This is a genomic window from Pseudoselenomonas ruminis (genome assembly GCF_008271295.1).
Lineage (GTDB): Bacteria > Bacillota > Negativicutes > Selenomonadales > Selenomonadaceae > Selenomonas_A > Selenomonas_A ruminis.
Genome location: NZ_VTOY01000009.1, coordinates 80112 through 98850 on the forward strand (window position 1 = coordinate 80112; position 18739 = coordinate 98850).

The 18739-nt window shown below is 49.5% G+C and carries 17 protein-coding genes; 2 read left to right on the plus strand and 15 right to left on the minus strand.

What is annotated here, in order from left to right:
• Position 1 precedes the first annotated feature (1 nt).
• The 11 genes from FZ040_RS10400 to motA form a co-directional block, all read right to left on the minus strand.
• Positions 2-361, minus strand: a complete 360-nt coding sequence (locus FZ040_RS10400; RefSeq protein WP_149171924.1) for an OadG family protein — start codon at positions 359-361, stop codon at positions 2-4.
• A 135-nt stretch (positions 362-496) separates the two neighbouring features.
• A complete protein-coding gene (locus FZ040_RS10405) occupies positions 497-1303 on the minus strand; it encodes a sirohydrochlorin cobaltochelatase (protein ID WP_149171925.1) in 807 nt (268 codons plus the stop codon).
• A gap of 2 nt (positions 1304-1305) precedes the next feature.
• Complete coding sequence (glmM, locus tag FZ040_RS10410) at positions 1306-2655, minus strand: phosphoglucosamine mutase (protein WP_149171926.1); 1350 nt, start codon at positions 2653-2655, stop codon at positions 1306-1308.
• A 44-nt stretch (positions 2656-2699) separates the two neighbouring features.
• Positions 2700-4322 (minus strand): NAD(P)/FAD-dependent oxidoreductase, encoded by a 1623-nt coding sequence (locus FZ040_RS10415; RefSeq protein ID WP_149171927.1) that lies wholly within the window; start codon positions 4320-4322, stop codon positions 2700-2702.
• 32 nt (positions 4323-4354) lie between these two features.
• Positions 4355-5296 carry a CdaR family protein gene (locus FZ040_RS10420; RefSeq protein WP_149171928.1) on the minus strand — a complete coding sequence of 314 codons (942 nt, stop codon included), beginning with the start codon at positions 5294-5296 and terminating at the stop codon, positions 4355-4357.
• On the minus strand, positions 5293-6132 hold the full coding sequence (cdaA, locus tag FZ040_RS10425; protein WP_149171929.1) for a diadenylate cyclase CdaA: 840 nt from the start codon (positions 6130-6132) through the stop codon (positions 5293-5295). Before cdaA ends, FZ040_RS10420 begins: the two co-directional genes overlap by 4 nt.
• 162 nt (positions 6133-6294) lie before the next feature.
• Positions 6295-7317 carry a branched-chain amino acid aminotransferase gene (locus FZ040_RS10430; RefSeq protein ID WP_149171930.1) on the minus strand — a complete coding sequence of 341 codons (1023 nt, stop codon included), beginning with the start codon at positions 7315-7317 and terminating at the stop codon, positions 6295-6297.
• 137 nt (positions 7318-7454) lie between these two features.
• On the minus strand, positions 7455-9014 hold the full coding sequence (locus tag FZ040_RS10435) for an NAD(P)H-hydrate dehydratase (protein WP_149171931.1): 1560 nt from the start codon (positions 9012-9014) through the stop codon (positions 7455-7457).
• Positions 9011-9388 carry a holo-ACP synthase gene (acpS, locus tag FZ040_RS10440; RefSeq protein WP_149171932.1) on the minus strand — a complete coding sequence of 126 codons (378 nt, stop codon included), beginning with the start codon at positions 9386-9388 and terminating at the stop codon, positions 9011-9013. The genes FZ040_RS10435 and acpS overlap by 4 nt, the downstream gene beginning before the upstream one ends.
• Before the next feature lie 61 nt (positions 9389-9449).
• On the minus strand, positions 9450-10331 hold the full coding sequence (locus tag FZ040_RS10445) for a flagellar motor protein MotB (RefSeq protein WP_149171933.1): 882 nt from the start codon (positions 10329-10331) through the stop codon (positions 9450-9452).
• Positions 10332-10335: 4 nt separating this feature from the next.
• Complete coding sequence (motA, locus tag FZ040_RS10450) at positions 10336-11109, minus strand: flagellar motor stator protein MotA (RefSeq protein WP_074514802.1); 774 nt, start codon at positions 11107-11109, stop codon at positions 10336-10338.
• Between the two features lie 235 nt (positions 11110-11344).
• Between motA and FZ040_RS10455 the strand changes: the two genes are divergently transcribed.
• On the plus strand, positions 11345-12232 hold the full coding sequence (locus tag FZ040_RS10455) for a LysR family transcriptional regulator (protein ID WP_149171934.1): 888 nt from the start codon (positions 11345-11347) through the stop codon (positions 12230-12232).
• Between the two features lie 63 nt (positions 12233-12295).
• On the opposite strand, the gene FZ040_RS10460 is transcribed toward FZ040_RS10455, so the two are convergent.
• Both FZ040_RS10460 and FZ040_RS10465 read right to left on the minus strand, forming a co-directional pair.
• On the minus strand, positions 12296-13570 hold the full coding sequence (locus FZ040_RS10460) for a nickel-dependent lactate racemase family protein (RefSeq protein ID WP_149171935.1): 1275 nt from the start codon (positions 13568-13570) through the stop codon (positions 12296-12298).
• 75 nt (positions 13571-13645) lie between these two features.
• Complete coding sequence (locus tag FZ040_RS10465; RefSeq protein WP_149171936.1) at positions 13646-14986, minus strand: anaerobic C4-dicarboxylate transporter; 1341 nt, start codon at positions 14984-14986, stop codon at positions 13646-13648.
• A 480-nt stretch (positions 14987-15466) separates the two neighbouring features.
• Between FZ040_RS10465 and FZ040_RS10470 the strand changes: the two genes are divergently transcribed.
• Positions 15467-16702 carry an LL-diaminopimelate aminotransferase gene (locus tag FZ040_RS10470; protein WP_149171937.1) on the plus strand — a complete coding sequence of 412 codons (1236 nt, stop codon included), beginning with the start codon at positions 15467-15469 and terminating at the stop codon, positions 16700-16702.
• A gap of 69 nt (positions 16703-16771) precedes the next feature.
• Here the strand turns inward: FZ040_RS10470 and FZ040_RS10475 are convergent, their stop codons facing one another.
• Complete coding sequence (locus FZ040_RS10475) at positions 16772-17080, minus strand: hypothetical protein (protein ID WP_149171938.1); 309 nt, start codon at positions 17078-17080, stop codon at positions 16772-16774.
• Positions 17081-17107: 27 nt separating this feature from the next.
• Positions 17108-18646: a hypothetical protein gene (locus FZ040_RS10480; RefSeq protein WP_149171939.1), complete on the minus strand. Its 1539-nt coding sequence runs from the start codon at positions 18644-18646 to the stop codon at positions 17108-17110.
• Between the last annotated feature and the right edge of the window lie 93 nt (positions 18647-18739).

Consider the following 18739-nt stretch of genomic DNA (forward strand, 5'->3'; position numbering starts at 1 on the left):
TTTACGAACGGCGATGCGACAAGCGCATACGGCCCGAATTCTTCCAACCATCGCGCTCGATGGGACGAATGGCGCGAATCTGCTCGACACCATAACCATAGCTGGCAATTGCCGCAGCGATAACGGCCACAATCTCCGGAGAAATCCCCTTCTCGTCAGCTGCCGGTTCCACTGCTGGTGCTGGTTCTGCTGCTGCCACAGCTGCTGGCGCAGCTTCTTCCTGCTTCTTTTCCTTTGGTCTCGTCGGGTCAATCATATGAATCAGATTAATCACAAGTCCCAATGCAATCAAAACTAGGAATACGACTGTCATGTTAATCAACATGATGATTAATGGATTAGTAGTTACTGGTTGTGACATAAACTCACCTCATTTAGATTTGGGCTATAATGCCGAATATTAGGTAACCATAGTTTTATTATAAAGGAATTTTCGCAAAATAAAAATATTTTTATTGAATTTATATAATAGCCTAAAGTTATCCGAAAATTCCTCTTATTTTAACCATCCACTATTTTCCAAGGCCTTCTTTGCCTTAGCTGCATAAAGCTCCCGAAACGGAAGATATTCGCCAAGTCCCTGCAGCTTCATGCGAACCGTAAAACCGGCCGCTGTCAGCTGGCTTTTCCAGGAAGACTCGTCATCACCAGCCATATCCCGGGTCACATGGCTGCCGCCCGCCAGCAACAGCGGTGCAAGCAAAACTTGCTGTGCACCGCTCTGCTTAAGGCGGCTTATAACCATCGGAAGATTCGGTGTATCCGATGGTTCCAGTACGCCAACATGAACCGGCAGGTGGCGTTCATCCACCACTTGCTGGAGACGTTCATAAACAGGATTGTGATGATGCGGCGACCCATGGCCAAATAGCACCAGCTGTTCGCCCGCCGCCAGAGAAAGTTCCGGCAGGATTGCCGCCAGCACCGCCTGGTAATCATCGGCGGAATCAAAGACCGGCCGCCCAACCAGGATTCCCTCGGGAAAGAGCGTCCTGGCCTCCTCTACGGCTTTTAGCACTTTGCCGTCAAATTCTTCGCCCGGCGTCAAATGCGACGGCTGAACCAGTACGCGGGAATACCCCTGCTCCGCCAGGCTGGCAAGCAAATCCGGCAGCGAGGGAATATTTATTCCCTGCCCGGCCAGCCGCTTGCGGATAAAATTTGACGTATAACACGAAAAGACAGCAAACGCAGGAAAGCGTTCTGCCAACAGTGCTTCGGCTGCGTCAAGGCTGGCCTCCCGAGCCCTTCTATCACTGACACCGAAACTGGCAAAGACCAGCGCCTGTTTTTGAACGCTCAACTTCAGCCCTGCTCTTTCTTGACGACATCGGCAATGCGATGGCAGATAACATCGAGCTGCGACTGGTCCGGACCTTCTGCCATAACGCGAATCAGCGGCTCCGTACCGGACGGACGAACCAGGATGCGGCCGTCACTGCCAAGCTCTTTGTTGCCTTCATCAATAGCAGCCTTGATGGCCTCGTTTTCTTCCCAGCCTTCCTTCGTGGCCACGCGGACATTGACCAAAAGCTGCGGATACGTCGTCATCAGTGCCGTGAGTTCCGATGCCTTGCGGCCGCTGCGTTTCAGGGAGCAAAGCACCTGCAAAGCCGTAATCGGGCCGTCACCCGTCGTCGCATAATCCGAGAAGATGATATGGCCGGACTGCTCGCCGCCAATCTTATACCCATTCTTGAGCATGTTCTCCAAGACATAACGGTCACCGACCTGCGTGATTTCTACGCGGCCGCCGGCCTCTTTGATTGCCTTGTGGAAGCCGATATTGGCCATAACCGTAGATACAACCGTATTATACGGCAGCGTACCCTTCTTCATCATATCCTGCGCGCACATGACGAGGATATGGTCACCATCGATAATCTGGCCCTTTTCATCGACGCAGAGCGTGCGGTCCGCATCACCATCATGGGCGATACCAAAGTCGGCACCATTTTCAATAACAGCTTTCTGCAGCGACTCCATGTGCGTAGAACCGCAGTTATCGTTGATGTTCACACCGTTCGGCAGTGCATGGATGACTTTGACCTTTGCCCCAAGCTCGCGCAGGATGCGCGGCATAACCTGATAGGAAGCGCCGTTTGCGCAGTCCAAAACGATTTTCATGCCATCGAAACGCTCCGAGCAGGTGCTCAAAACATACTCGATATACTGATTCAGCAAGTCCGTACGATACTCGATATGACCGATTTTATCACCAGTCGGACGAGCAAGATTATCATCATTTTCCAGCTGATGAACAATTGCCTCGAGTTCATCCTCAACAGCATCCGGCAGTTTATAGCCGTCACCGCCGAAGAACTTGATGCCATTATCATGGAACGGATTGTGCGATGCCGAAATAACGATACCAGCTTTGGCCTTATGACGGCGAGCCAGGTAGGCAATGGCCGGCGTCGGGATGACACCAGCCAGCATTGCCCGTCCACCAGCCGAGCAGATACCGGCCGTCAGGGCAGCCTCAAACATCTCACCGGACAGACGGGTGTCACGGCCGATAATGACGAGAGGCTGTTCTTCCGATTCCTTGCCGAAATAAATCGTAGCAGCACGCCCCAGGCGATATGCCATCTCCGGCATCAAAACCGCATTTGCCTCTCCACGGACACCATCCGTACCAAATAATCTTGCCATTACTATATCCTCCTATTTCTCAATAAGAATTTTCTAAATTCGTATCAACTCTTAATAGTATGCACATTTTTGCTTAAAAATGCAAGTGCGGCTTTCATTCCATCCACGGCCGCACTCATGATGCCGCCGGCATAGCCAGCGCCCTCTCCCATCGGATACAGCCCCGGCGCAGCTTCTGCCATAAACGAATCGCGATCACGGCGAATACGGCATGGTGCTGAAGAACGTGCTTCAATGCCTGTCATCACTGCTCCCTCGTTGGCAAATCCCGGAATCTTTCGGTCAAACCAAGGCAGAGCTCCCGCTAATGTCTTTGTCATAAATTCCGGCAAAACGTCATGAAGATCCACCGCCTTGACCCCAGGCTGATAAGTCGGTGTTGTCAAAAACTGCGTCGAACCTGAAGTGCCACCTAAAAAATCACCAACCGTCTGAACTGGCGCAAAGTAATTGCGCCCCCCCAAATCAAAAGCCATCGCTTCTAGTTTATCCTGCAGCATCATACCGGCTAAGACTTCTTGGCCAAAATCATCGGGCCCCACTTGCACCAAAAGCGCCGAATTAGCAATCCCTGAGTCGCGATGATAATTGCTCATGCCATTAGTACAGACATGACCACGCTCTGACGTCGCCGCTACGACTTGCCCTCCCGGACACATGCAGAAAGAATACGCACCACGGCCTGTCACTGGATCCTTATAAGTCAATGCGTAATCCGCCACTGGCAGGCGCGGATGGCCAGCATCTTCGCCATACTGCGCCCGATCGATAAATTCCTGTGGATGCTCAATGCGCACGCCCATTGCAAACGGCTTGGCCTCCATAGGAATCCCCTTGCTAAGCAACATGCGATACGTATCACGGGCCGAATGGCCGATTCCCAGGAATACCGAATTTGCTTCGAACCGCTCCTCACTATTAACAATTACTGCTTCCATAGCACCAGCGGCATTTCGTTCCAAATCGGTAACCTGACAACCGAAACGTACCTCACCCCCCAGGCGGATAATCTCTAACCGTATATTTTTAACAATGCCTCGCAATAGATCTGTCCCAATATGCGGTTTGTGCAGATAGCGGATTTCCTCTGGCGCTCCTGCCTGAATAAATGCCTCGATAACATCTGCCATATGACTATCATTAATGCGTGTGGTCAATTTGCCATCCGAAAAGGTACCGGCACCGCCCTCACCAAATTGGACATTGGACTGGACGTCAAGTGCGCCGCCCTGCCAGAATTTCTGGATATCCGCATGGCGCGCATCCACATCCTTGCCGCGCTCCAGCACCAGCGGTTTCCAGCCAGCCTTTGCCAGCGTCAGCGCCGCAAACATGCCTGCAGGACCAAAGCCCACCACCACCGGCCGCTTCTCATTGCCCGAAAACTGCCGAAGCGCAGGAGCTGCCATGCACGCTGGCTTCACGAGCTCCACATTCTTGTCCCGCTTCAACCGCTGCAAAACCTTTTTCTCCGGTTCTGTCGCCGTTACATCGAGAATATAAACAAATTGCACCGGCGCACCGCGATAGCGTCTTGCATCAACAGCCTTACGCACAATTACCACCCCAAGCACGGCCTGAGGTGGTAATTTCAAGCGTCGGGCTGCAAGTTCTTTCAAGCTGGATTCATCGTCAAATGCCACCTGAAAATTTCGTATACGAATCACTTGTAACCTTCACTCCATTATATTATCTTTTTTTAATCCTTCTTCTTTTCCTTTACCAGGAGATGTACCACAACCTCCTGATTGGTAACGGCAATTCCTTCCGGCAAAACGAGTTTGACCGTGCGGTCGGTATTGCCGGTTACCCCCGCCAAAGAAATCTTTTCCGTCATCAGCGTATCCACGGCAGAAATCGCCTTTTCGTTACCGGCAATCTCAATTTTGAGCGGATCGACTTTCGAACCGACGAATTCATACCCTTTGCCCAAATCGTCGGCAATCGATGCCTGAACCGTGACAATTTTCTTCATAAGGCCGCGGGCCATCTGAATCGTAACATACATCTTCGACGGTTTTACCACAACCTCTTGGACTTCACGTCCCTCGGCATTGATTGCGGTCAACGGAACCTGAATGTCAAAGTCGCTGTCATTCTTGCCCGTAAGTCCGATATAACCGATGACCCGGTCAACTTCGTTGACCGCCGATTCCGGTCCCTCGACTACGACTTCCGAACTTGCCTGGCTTACCTTGGCCACGGCCACGCCCGGAGCCGGTGCGCCATTGACATTGACAATTGCCCGCACCTTGCGCTCGACAATTCGATCAAGTGTCACTTCCACCGTCGACGGTTTTTCGTCGACCACCTCAAAGCCCTGTGGGGTCTCCACCTGAACCTTATAGGCCTTCTTGCCGTTTTCGGCATCCTTCAGATCGACATACGCCTTGAAGTCCTCTGAATTTGTCGAGACAAACAGCGACCTTGCGCCACGGACTTTAACCTTGACCGTTCCATTTTCCTGGGAAATCTTATACCCTTCCGGCACATTCTTGAGTTTTATCTGAACATTATATGTTCCCTCGATAGCCGGATTCTGGTCATTCATGACATAGCCCCAAAGGACAACAGCCACGATAAGCGCCACGATTTTCGCAGCTAAATTGTGTTGTAGCATATGGCGAAGGCTTGAAATCATCTTTTCTTCCTCCAATTCCGGACCATATCCTTGATTCCTGCATCCGGCGAGGCAAAGACCGGCATCAGAACGGCCTTGAGCGTCTCCACATCAAGATGACGGATGATATGACCATTTTCTGCCACCGAAATCGTACCGGTTTCCTCACTGACGACAACCACCAGCGCATCACACTGCTCCGAAATGCCGATTGCCGCGCGGTGGCGCGTGCCAAGTTCAGTCGAAAGCGTGCGGTTTTCCGTCAGCGGCAGCAGGCAGCCAGCAGCAATCAAACGATTGCCGCGGATTACGGCCGCGCCATCGTGCAGCGGCGTATTGACGATAAAGACATTCAAGAGAAAATCTGCCGTTATGAGACCATCAATCTGAATTCCCGTCGCACTGATGTCGTTAAGGCCCATATCGCGCTCAATAACCAGCAGCGCGCCGGTTTTCGTAGCCGAAAGCTGCTTTACTGCCTTCGTCAGCTCATTGACCACCGAACGAGCCTGCTCGTCATTGAGCAAGGCGGCCGTTCCGAAGAACGTGCCCTGACCAAGGTGTTCGAGGGCGCGGCGAAGTTCCGGCTGGAAGACGATTGGCAAAGCCACAAACAGCAGCGTCACCGCTTTTTGCAGCAGCCAGGAAATAACGTGCAGTTCAAACCAGCTGCAAACCATCGTAAGGGCCAACAAAACAAGAACACCCTTAACCAATGTAATGGCCCGGGTATCCTTCAGCATGACATAAATTTTATATAAAATCGCTGCCACAATCAAGATGTCAATCAAATCGAACCAGCCAATCGTCGATAAGATTCCATGAAATTGTATCGGCATTGTAATATCAAACGGCATACATAAAACTCCCCATTGTCGTATATCTCTATCTAAAAAACTATTCGAGTTCCTTCCATAGAAATCCTTGTTACCGTCAAAAAATTTTAATCCTAAATTCTCAAAATTAGCTGAAAAAAGGTCTGCTGTTCAAACAGCAGACCTGCACTAGCCAAAGTACATTTATTTGATTTCACGAATCCAGCCTTCCGGCGCTTCAATCGTGCCAATCTGGATACCACGAAGCTCATCATAAAGTTTCGTAAGAACAGGACCCATTTTTTCCATACCGCTCGGGAAGCAGATTTCCTCGCCATGATTGACGACTTTGCCAACCGGGCAGATAACTGCTGCCGTGCCGCAAAGACCAGCTTCCGCAAAGTCCTTGAGCTCGGTAAACTTGACCGGACGATGCTCAACCGTGTATCCGAGTTTCTCAGCCAGCGTAACCAGCGAACGGCGCGTGATGGACGGCAGAATCGAATCGGATTTCGGCGTGACAATCTTGTTGTCTTTCGTGACGAACAGGAAGTTTGCGCCGCCGGTTTCCTCAACATACGTACGCGTTGCTGCATCAAGATACATATTTTCATCATAACCGTTTTCATGAGCCAGAATGTACGGATACAAGCTCATGGCATAGTTAAGGCCGGCTTTGATGTTACCAGTACCATGCGGGGCAGCACGGTCGTAATCACTGACGCAAATCGTAATCGGTTTTACGCCATTCTTGAAATAAGAACCAACCGGCGTACCAAAGAGGCGGAACTGGTATTCATCCGACGGCTTTACGCCAATGACCGGGCCCGTGGCAAAAAGATACGGACGGAGGTACAGGGCACCACCAGTCTCATAGGGGGGGATCCAATCCTTATTGGCAGCAACGACCTGATCCACTGCCTCCATAAACATTTCTTCCGATACCGGCGGCATCTCCAAACGTTTTGCCGAATCAATCATGCGCTTAGCATTCATATCCGGACGGAAGGTAACCACTCTGCCATCTTTCGTCTTGTATGCCTTGAGGCCTTCAAAGACCTCCTGGCAGTACTGCAGAATGCCGGCACACTCATTGAGAACTACCGTGGCATCTTCCGTGAGTTCACCTTTGCCCCACTTGCCATCTTTGTAGTTCGCTACATAACGTTTGGTGATTGGCTGATAACCGAATCCGAGATTCTCCCAGTCAACGTTTACATTTGCCATAGTAAAGCCCCTTTTCTTTCATAAAAGTAACTCTATTTTAGCCCCGCCCTATACAGTTGTCAAGTTGTAAACCAACTTTTTTCTTTCCCCTGCAATATTTTTTAAACATAATCCTCTCCAAAGAGATATTTGTTTCATTAAATCTGCTGATTTTTGCGCAGCAGCTGGCGTGCCTCGGGCAGTTTTTCGCGGATGTCCGAAGCAATCAGCCCTTCGCCTTTTTCCGCATAGGCAAGGTCCCCCGCCAGGCCGTGGAGATAGACGCCAAGCATCGGCGCTAGTGCACTTTCGGTCTGCATCATTAAGCCGGCGACCGTTCCGGCCAAAACATCGCCACAGCCAGCCGTAGCCATGCCGGAATTGCCCTTGGTCGTAAAGAATACATCTCCATCCGGATAAGCAATCATCGTGCACTCGCTCTTCACCACGAACACGCACTGATATTCCGCAGCCGCCTCGCGAACAATAGGAACGAGTGACTCGCGAAGCTCCGGAACCGTAACGCCCAAAAGTCCAGCCATTTCACCCAGATGCGGCGTCAGAACAGGTACCTGCTGCATCTTGCACAAATCATCCGGCTGGCGCTGGAACGCAAAAATTGCATCAGCATCCATAATCAGCGGTTTATTGACTTTTGCCGCAAAAATCCGGACCAATTCCTGCGTACGGTCCGCGCGGCCAAGCCCCGGTCCAATCAGCACAGCATCATAGGCTTCCGCCAGCGACAGCAGACACGAAAGCGCCGCCTCACCGCCAAGTATCCCGTCTTCCGTTTCGGGCACGGGTGTCGTCATAACCTCCGTCAGTTTTGATTCGACAATCGCGTGAACGCTCTGCGGAACAGCCAGCGTAACAAGTCCCGCACCAGCCCGCAGGGCTGCACTTGCTGCCAGTACCGCAGCCCCTGTCATACCCCGCGAACCAGCCACCACGAGAATCCGCCCACAGGTTCCCTTATGAACCGAACGGCTGCGAGCGGGCAGCAGCTCCATTGCTACGCCATCATCGAGCAAATTCTGCTTGATTTGGCTTCCTTCCAGCAATTCACGAGGAATGCCGATATCATCCACCAGCAATTCACCTGTCATATCCGCACCTGGGCTAAGCAAGTGGCCGATTTTGGGCAGTCCCAGCGCCAACGTCATATCGGCCTTGACGGCCACCGTCGAAATTTTTCCCGTGTCTGCCTCTACACCGCTCGGGATATCGATGGCAAGCACCGGACAGCTGGCATTATTGACTTCTTCGATAATCCGCAAGTTTTTCTTGCGCAGCTCTCCCTCAAAGCCCGTGCCAAGCATGCCGTCTAAAGCACCATCGGCAAACTTCAGCGCAAAGTGCAGACGGTCCCAATCGCGGTCACTATCGAGCGAATTGGTCTCAATCTGCATGGCCGTAAGCGCGCGATACATGACTTTAGCCGCTTCGGAAAAATGGGTGCTGTCCCCCGCTAAGAACAGTTTTACCTTTGCCCCCATGTTTTGTATATGACGGGCAGCGCAAAGGGCATCCCCACCGTTATTGCCGCTGCCAGCCAATACGCATATCGTTTTCCCGGCCACACCTTTTACAAGTGAATCCATAGCTTCTGCCACCCGATGTCCGGCGTTCTCCATCAACAGCACAGCCGGCAGGCCATACTGCTCGAACGAAACCTTGTCGATTTCCTGCATTTCTTTCCTTAACGATACCTTCATTTGTTCCCCTCCATCACGCATTGTGCCGTAGCATATTCCTTGGTATGACTCAGCGATATCCATACCTGCTCAACCCTTTTTTCCGAGGCGAGTTTTGCGAATTGCCCCGTCAGCCGGACTTGCGGACAGCCGAGCTCATCCGGCAGGATTTCAATATCCTGCAACGTTCCTTCGCGAAGACCTGTACCAAAGGCCTTAAGTACGGCTTCCTTCCCCGAGAAACGGGCTGCATAGCTCTCTGCCCGCTGCGCCCCACGGCTGTTACAATACTGCCGTTCCGCCTCCGTATATACCCGCTCGCAAAACCGCGGATTGTTTATCGCCTTTTTTACCCGGCCCACTTCCACTATATCGGTTCCTACGCCTAAAATCAAGCTTGCTTCCTCCTATCGTTTTCACACACAAAAAAGCCGACCCCAAGGCCGGCTTATGTAATCAATATGTTGTCCCAGACATCGAGCTGCCCGCCGCGCCATTTGTAGCTGGGATATTATTGGTCGTGCCACTGGTTGGCATACCATCTGCACCAGTGTCCGGCGAACTCGTCTGCTTGCTGGGGTCTTTTTCATCCGGATTGAACCGGTAGTTGCGAGCGATAAAAACCTCAACCCGGCGATTCTTCGTACGGCCCTCATCCGTTGCATTGTCGGCAATCGGACGATATTCACTATAACCAATAGCACTAAACCGCTTCGGATTCAACCCGGAATTGCTGGCCAGCAAAGCCTTCATAAAATTCAACGCACGCGCAGAGCTCAATTCCCAGTTGGAAGGGAACTGGCTGTTGCTGATTGGCACGTTATCCGTGTGACCAGACACAACAACCCGTTCGGATACCGAGGAAAGAATCCCTGCTACCACCGGTACAATGGACTGTGCCTGACCTGCCAGCGTCGCCGACCCGGAAGGGAACAAAGCACGCTCTTTAATACGAATCATAAGTCCCTGCTCATTGAGTTCCGTACTCAACTGGTCATCGAGTTTATTCTGCTCGATGTATTCCTGCATCTTTTTCTGGATTTCCTCCAATTGCTGATTCTCAGCCAGATAAGCATGATTACCTTTATCCTCATCAGACGGCATCTCTGCCCGGCGTCCCATGTTCGGACCCATCTGGTTAAAGAACGAAGGCCCCCCCATGTTAAAAGCCGAACTGAAGGCCTGTGACAGCTCCGACATCTTCTTCTGGTCCGTCTGCGAAATAGCGAACAGAGCGATAAAGAGTGCCAGCAATAGCGTCATGAGGTCAGAGTACGGCAGGAGCCAAGGCTCGCCTTCATGTTCTTCATGAGGCGCTGCATGTTTCTTTCTAGCCATCAAATCACTCCTTCTTCAGCCCTTCACGCTCGGACTGCGGGATGAATACCATGAGTTTTGCCTCAATCTGCGTCGGCGAATCACCAGCCTGCAGAGAAAGGATGCCCTCAATAATCATACGTTTTTCGCTGACCTCTGCCTTGGACAAAAGTTTCAGCTTGTTGGCCATCGGCAGATAAACAACATACGCGGTAAAAATACCGAGGATCGTAGCAACGAATGCTGCAGCAATAGCATGACCCAGTTTGTTAACGTCGTTCAAGTTACCGAGTGCTGCGATAAGGCCGATAACGGCGCCCAATACACCAAGGGTAGGAGCGTACAGACCAGCCTGCTCCAACATAGCGCGGCCTTCTGCATGACGTTCCTGCATAACAGCCAGTTCCGCATCGAGTACATCACCAACGAAATCCGGATCCATACCATCGATGACCATGCTCAAGCCCGTGCGAAAGAACGGGTCATCGATATCCTGGACCTTGCTTTCCAACGCCAGAATACCTTCACGGCGGGCAATCTGCGAAAGCTCAATGAAGAGGCTCAAAAGCTCTGCCTTCTCGTGAAGTGCCGGTTTGAAGAAAACCATCTTAATCAATCCCGGCAATTTCTTCAGCTGATTCATATTGAATGCCGTAAACAAGCAGGAGAAAGTACCGCAAATGATAATAAGAAATGCTGCTGGGTTATTCAATGAGCTGATCGGTGCGCCCTTGATAATCATACCCACAAATACGGAGATAAGACCACCCACCGCACCTATGACCGTTGAAATTTCCAAAATAATAGCCCCCCTAATTTTTCCATAAATAAACAGGAAACGATTCCCGAATCACATTACATCCTTATGTCACATACTTATATATTCCATATTCAGCGGAAAAATCCTACTGAACGGCTTTAAAAATATTTTTTTATTTTCCATAATAAATTTTTGTTATCTTATCATATATTCGTAAAAAGTATGATATAATAAAAGTCAGATAAGACTAGTTTATAGAGAAAGAAGCGATACTATGGAATTACGACAACTTGAATATTTCCAGATGGCCAGCCGTCTGCGTAATATCACCAGAGCTGCCGAGCGACTGCGAGTCTCGCAGCCTAACATCACCGTAGCAATAAAGAAATTAGAAGCCGAACTCGGCATTCAGCTCTTCGACCGCAGCCAAAAACAGCTGTCGCTCACGCCTGAGGGAGCTGTCTTCCTCAACCGGGTTGAACTCGCCCTCCGCAACATTCAGGATGCGGTACTCGAAGTAAACGACTACAAGCAGCTTCAGAAAGGCACCATCAAAATCGGCATCCCGCCAATGATGGGCGCTTATCTCTTCCCGAGAATCTTCTCGAGCTTCCAGCGCCAGTATTCCCATCTGGACATTTTCATGCACGAAGAAGGTTCGATGTCCATTCGTGAACAGCTGGAACAAGATGACCTTGATTTCGGTATCATTATCATTTCGGGCGCCTCGAATCATCTGCAGCTGCTCCCCATGTCCAAAAATCAGGTCGTATGCTGCGTACCGGAAAACAGCCCGCTGGCTAAGAAAAAGAGCATTTCCCTGCAGGACATCGCTGAAACCAACGTCATCATGCTCAAGGAAGGTTCCTTCCTCCGCCAGACCATTCTTTCCAAGATGAAAACTGAAAACATAACGCCGAACATCGTCCTGGAATCCAACCAGGTCATCACGCTCAAAGGCCTCGTCGCCAATGGCGTCGGCGTCGCTTTCCTCTTAGATATGGTAGTCGAAGATACACCAGGTGTCAAGGCAATCCCTCTTTCCGACCCAATTTTTGTCGACGTTGGCCTTGCTTGGAAAAAAGATCGTTATATTTCCAAAGCAGCCCAATCTTTCATCGACTTCTGCAAAGACCTGCTCAAGCAGAAACACGAAGTATAACAATTACAAAAAGACGGTGGACAAAATGCAAACGCATCTTATCCACCGTCTTTTCTTTCGCCGTTAAGCCTTCAGCAGCGGAACCGTCAAGCTGCCAGTTGGCATGAGAATATAGCTGGGGTCTTTGCCCACATACTGCTCGGCCAGCTTCAACGCTTCTTCCACACTGTCAACGGCACCAGCAAACAGCATGTCTTTGGCCAGCTGTTTATCAAGCCCCGTGACCAGGATAAAGTGTGCTTTCTTGGAAAGGCGGGTAATCGCATACGCCTTATTGGCGCCAATGACAAAGCGTTCTTTGAGCTTTACCTCAATCGCATCAGCTGTCTTCAGCTCGCGGCAAGTGTCTTCGAGCACCTTGCTGCCACTGCCTTCCTCACATTCAGCCAGCAAAATGACCACCCCGTCCTGACGGGTTGCCAGCACGGCATTATCCATGGTTTTCTGCATCTGATAGACGTTGATGTCCTTCGGATAGCCGCCACAGCTGACAATCGTGACATCGGCCTGCTTCGAAATCGGCACACCATATACCTCATCGACAAATTTGCAGGCCTCTTGATGTGCCTTGATATAATCGCCCGCAAAAATTTTGAGGAAGCGATGTTCGGCATCGAGAATGGCATTGAACAAAATCACACTGCGCCCCTTCGCCCAGAGGGCCACCCCTTCCATCTGGTCCTCATAAACCGGATTGCCAATCGTCCGCCCCAGACCAGCATTGGGATCCATCATAAAGCTGTGATTATTCCTTACGGTTTCCATGGCAGCACATCCCGGCAAAACCGCCTTGCGCCCACCACCATAGCCACTGAAATAGTGATGGACAATCGTTCCCGTTAAAATAACGTGATCACTATGGCAAATGTGCTTATTGATGAGCACTGGTGTGAAGCGGCTCGTAGTACCAAAATATTCAAAATCAGATGGCACGTTGCAATCGCTGTTGAACATTTTGATGCGTTTTGCTACTTCTTCGCCAACGCCCTCTGCCATCTCCTCTTCCGTCATCAGCCGATGCGTTCCGAGGGAAAAGACAATCTGCATATTTTCATCGGGGATTCCTAATTTATTGAACTCATTCACCAGCACCGGCATGAAATCGAAGCTGTTTGCTACGCGTGTCGGATCATTGCAGATAAATGTAACCGTATCCCCTGGCTTGATGACCTCGTTAATCGGTGCCTGGCCAATCGGATGATAAATGGCATCGAGTACTGCCTGCTTAATATCCGTCAAGGGCTCTACCGCCGGCATCTCAATCTCTTTAATCACCTTTGACTCATCAATTGAAAAGGATTTGGTCCCATGACCATAGTGGAACGTATACTCTTTCATCAAGAAATCACCCCCATATAAGCGAAAAAGATGACATCAGCAAATGTCATCTTTTTCTTTAACCTCTGCTAATGATTAGTAGAGAATATGTGCAATTACGAAACCAACGCAGCAGCCCGTGAATACACCGAGAAGTCCCGGGATCATGAAGCTGTGGTTCAGAATGTACTTACCAATCTTCGTCGTACCAGAACGGTCAAAACCGATGCAGGCCAGGTCAGACGGGTAGGTCGGCAGGAAGAAGTAACCATAGATAGCCGAGATGAAGGAAATGATGATTACCGGATCGGTACCAATTCCCAGAGCCATCGGTACGACAATGGATACAGCAGCTGCCTGCGAGTTAACGAGTTTCGAAGTGAAGAATGCAATCAGAGCATAAGCCCATGGATAATTCTGTACAGCCGAGCCGAGAACTTCCTTGAGGAATGCCATGTGATTGGAGAAATACGTGTCTGCCATCCAAGCAACACCATAAACGGAGATAACTGCTACAAGACCAGAACGGAATACCTGGCTGTTACCAACATCTTTTGCTCTAACCTTGCAGGTGAACAGCATGATTGCACCCATGAGGAGCATGATCATCTGGATAACCGTCGTCATCGAAATCGGCTTCAGAACGCCTTTAGCATTCGGGAATGCCGGCAGCAGCTGCGGGCAGTTGCCCAGTACTGCGATAACAACGATACCGATGAGGAAAATGTACATGGAATGATAGTACGAAGACGGCATCTCTTTGCCGATAAGGCTTTCCGAATCACCATAGACATATTCTTTAGCCTCTGGGTCTTTGATGAGCTCCTGGAACTCTGGATCATCAGCCAGTTCCTTACCACGACGATAGCTCCAAAGTGCTGCCACAACAACACCGCAGAACGTAGCCGGGATAGAAACCATGAGCAGATTCAAAACCGTATACGGCAGACCTGCAGCCGTAAAGAAACCAATGAAACCAACGAGCGCAACAGATACCGGGGAAGCACTGATACCCATCTGCGAAGAAACCGAAGCAACAGCCATCGGACGCTCCGGACGAATGCCCTCTTTGATTGCGATATCATAGATGATCGGGAACATCGTATAAACGACGTGGCCAGTACCGCAGAGAATCGTCAGGAACCAGGTAGTAATCGGCGCATACAGTGTGATGCGTTTCGGGTTGCTGCGCAGGAACTGCTCAGCGTACTTCAGCATAACCGTAAGACCACCAGCAGTCTGCAGGAAGCCTGCGCAGGTTACAACTGCCATAATCGTAAGCATAACGCTTACTGGCGGCGTACCCGGTTTATAACCAAAGCCAAACGTGAAAACAATAAGACCAATTGCACTGACAACAGCCAGGCCGATGCCGCCATGACGCACGCCCACCACTAAGCATGCCAGCAGCACCAGGAAACCAAGAAGCATTTCCATAGTGAAATCTCCCTTCCTAAAAAATAAAAACATAAACTCTTCTGTGCCCATCTCCTTATCTAAGCTGCAAATATAAATAAAGATTATTATGTGCATAGATAAGAGTGACACACAACCCAGATGGATTGTATTGGATTCCCCTTGGCATATAGATTCGTCATACCAGTTAAAATTCCTGCTAAAGCAAAAAAATATTATTAATATATTCTGAATCGTGCCAATTACAATACAATCTCCCTGAACCCACGGTATATTATACTAGAGACCATTTTATAAGTAAACACTATTTATTATAGAAATATTTAATAATTATTTATGTTTATCGTATGCTAATTGCTATTAATCATCAACCATAAAACTACGGCAAAGTCGTTCAGATGGAAAAAATAATTTTTTGTTTACTGTTGAGAATGCATATTAATATGATATAATATGCTAAAAAGTTATATTAGTAATCACTCTATCCAGGAGGTATTGTTTATGGCAACCATTAACGATAACTATTTAAAATTAGCTGGCAGCTATCTCTTCGCTGAGATTGGCCGCCGTGTCGCTGCTTTTAAGGAGGCAAACCCGCAGGCAGATATCATCCGCCTGGGCATCGGCGATGTTACCCAGCCGCTGCCAGCTGCCTGCATTGAAGCAATGCATAAAGCCGTTGACGAACTTTCCCACGCTGAAACCTTCCGCGGCTATGGTCCGGAACAGGGCTATTCCTTCCTGACGGACGCAATTATTGAAAACAATTATACCAAACGCGGCATCTCCATTGATTCCGATGAAATTTTCGTCAGCGATGGTTCCAAGAGCGATTGCGGCAACATCCAGGAAATCTTTGGTCTTGACAATAAAGTTGCCATCACGGACCCGGTATACCCGGTATATCTCGATACCAATGTCATGGCCGGCCGTACCGGCACCCTGCAGGCAGACGGACACTTTGAAGGGGTAACCTACCTGCCGTGCGATGCCAGCAACAACTTTGCGCCGGAACTTCCGAAAGAGCATGTAGATATGATTTATCTCTGTTGCCCGAACAATCCAACGGGAACCACGCTCTCCCGTGCCGAGCTGAAAAAATGGGTTGACTATGCTCGCGAGAATCAGTCGGTTATCCTCTTTGATGCAGCCTATGCGGCTTATATCACCGAAGAGGACGTACCGCGCTCCATCTACGAAATCGAAGGTGCTAAAGACGTCGCTATTGAGTTCCGCTCCTTCTCCAAAACCGCTGGCTTCACCGGTACCCGCTGCGGTTACACGATTATCCCGAAAACCGTCAAAGGACGCGCAGCCGATGGAACCCTGGTGGAATTCAACAAGCTTTGGAATCGCCGTCACACGACGAAATTCAATGGCACGGCGTATATTGTTCAGCGTGGTGCCGCTGCTATCTATACGCCGGAAGGCCAGCAGCAGGTCAAAGAACTCGTGGGCTACTATATGGAAAATGCCCGCATCATCCGCGAAGGTCTCGAAGCAGCCGGCATAACTGCCTACGGCGGCGTCAACGCTCCTTACATCTGGCTTAAGACACCAAATGGCATGTCTTCCTGGGACTTCTTCGACAAGCTGCTCACCGAAGTCAACATCGTTGGTACGCCAGGCGCTGGCTTTGGCCCCTGCGGCGAAGGTTACTTCCGTCTTACGGCCTTTGGCGACCGTGAAAACACGCTGCGCGCTGTTGAACGCATCAAAAACAAACTGCGCTTCTAATCACTGATACAAAACAAACAACGCCCCGTTGACCAAAGCGTCAACGGGGCGTTGTTTGTTTTGTATCTTTTAGTGAAAGAACAAATTGATAATCAGCCATACGACAATGCCTACGCCAGCCAATACCAGCATAAGCGGTCCAAGCACGAAGATGACAAAAGCGGCGATTGCCAAAAGCGTGATGGCAATTGCTATGCGGTTGATCCAGCTAATCCGTCCAAACAATAAATCTTTCCAACTCAAAGTCTGAAAGACGATGCGGTCGGTATGCCTTACCTTTTCTTCCTCACGGCCGGTACTCTCGTCAATGGTAACACCATCATAATCGTCACATTCCGAATCAGACATAACTCTTACTTCCGGCTCTCTGTTCTCCATATACCACACCTCCAGCTGTCCCGATACTTATTCAAAATACATTGAGCGAATAAATCCTTCTTCCGACAAATAGCGCGGGTCAAATAGTGAGCAGCCAAGTTTCTCCCGCATATCCACCATACAGTTCAATACATCATCCATAGCAGCTCCGAGAAAACTTACAATCTCAGGCAGGCTTGATAAATCCGTACCGTTTATCTCAGCGAATTTCAACAACGAAGCCGTAATCAGTATCGATGGGTTCATATCCCGATACGCACATCCGGATACGGCACAATAATCTTCAAACAAACGGAGAGCCAATTTCGACGAATACTGGCTCATGCCGAATTTGATAGCGAAATGCCGAAGGGCCTCACGATCATGATCAGGAATTGCTAAATCCGTTGTAACTTCCTCAGCAATTGTTTCTACCGGAGCCGCATGAACAACCTTAAGCTGGGCAAAACGAGCCAAAATATTCAGCGCATGGCGCACAGCACCTGCCTCACGGCCCAAAAATTCCTCAATCGTCGCCTCAGGTGCCTGGCATTTAAAAAGGTCATACTGCTTCAAAACTTCCGATTTCATGCGCTTCTGCAATTTTTTGCTGGCGGGAAGCACCGTAACGTAATTGAGCATCATAACGCCTTTGCGATGGATATGCCCATACAAAAGGCATTCATCGGCCTTATCATCCAGCATAACCGGCATCGGCAAATCCAGAATTTCATCGGTCAGCAGATTCCGGCAGGAAACGAAGTCGACATCAAAATATTCGATGGAAAAAACCGAAAACTTCGCCTGCATCAAATCCAGCAGAATGTCGCGTTCAGACGGCGAAAGGTTGTCCTGCTCCTTCTGAAAAAAGAGATGTACCGGCGTCTCATCCGAACTAAGCATATGATAATCGAACAGGAAAAAATCCCAAAAGCTCAACCAAAAAGCCCGAGCTTCCTCATCGGAAAGATTGTCTCCTAAATCCGTCATATCTGGCCCGACATACATCATAACCGCCCGGTCCAGGTCCATTTTATACTTTGGTTTACGGAAAAACGCATCCATTCGGTGAAGGAGTCCATCCATCAAAGCATTGAGCCGCAGTATCTCTTCATCCGATACATCTTCACGGTGCTCAAGCGAACTGTAAAACTCATCAGCCGAACGCCGCGGAGGCATATGAAACTGTTTTCCCCTGCGAAACGATGCCTTCACTTCTTTTAGAAACGCAGTCAAATCGTCAAAGTCACCATAACGGGGCAAATACGCATAAAAGTCTTCCAAAATAGCCAGGAGATGCATTACGGACGTCTCATCCAAACAAAATTCATTGTCTTCCTGTTGATAACGATACACAAGCTCCTGGTAATCATTCACGGTAAGCGAACTCAGCGAATATAAATCCAGCTGCTCAACATAAAGGATGATAAGCGAAATAATCGTCCATATTTTCTTTAATTCATCATCGTTTACCCCGTGCCAGGCTTTGCGGCGAAGGTATTTTTCTACAACATCCTGTGGCAGAATCATATCATACGCGGACTTTCCTTCATAGAAATGTTCTACCAAAGAATAAACATTTTTCATAAGTCTGAAACCCCAAAATTAAATATAGTCACAAATGCTATTATAACATATGCAATACAAAAAAGACACCCACAAACGCAGGTGTCTTATCGT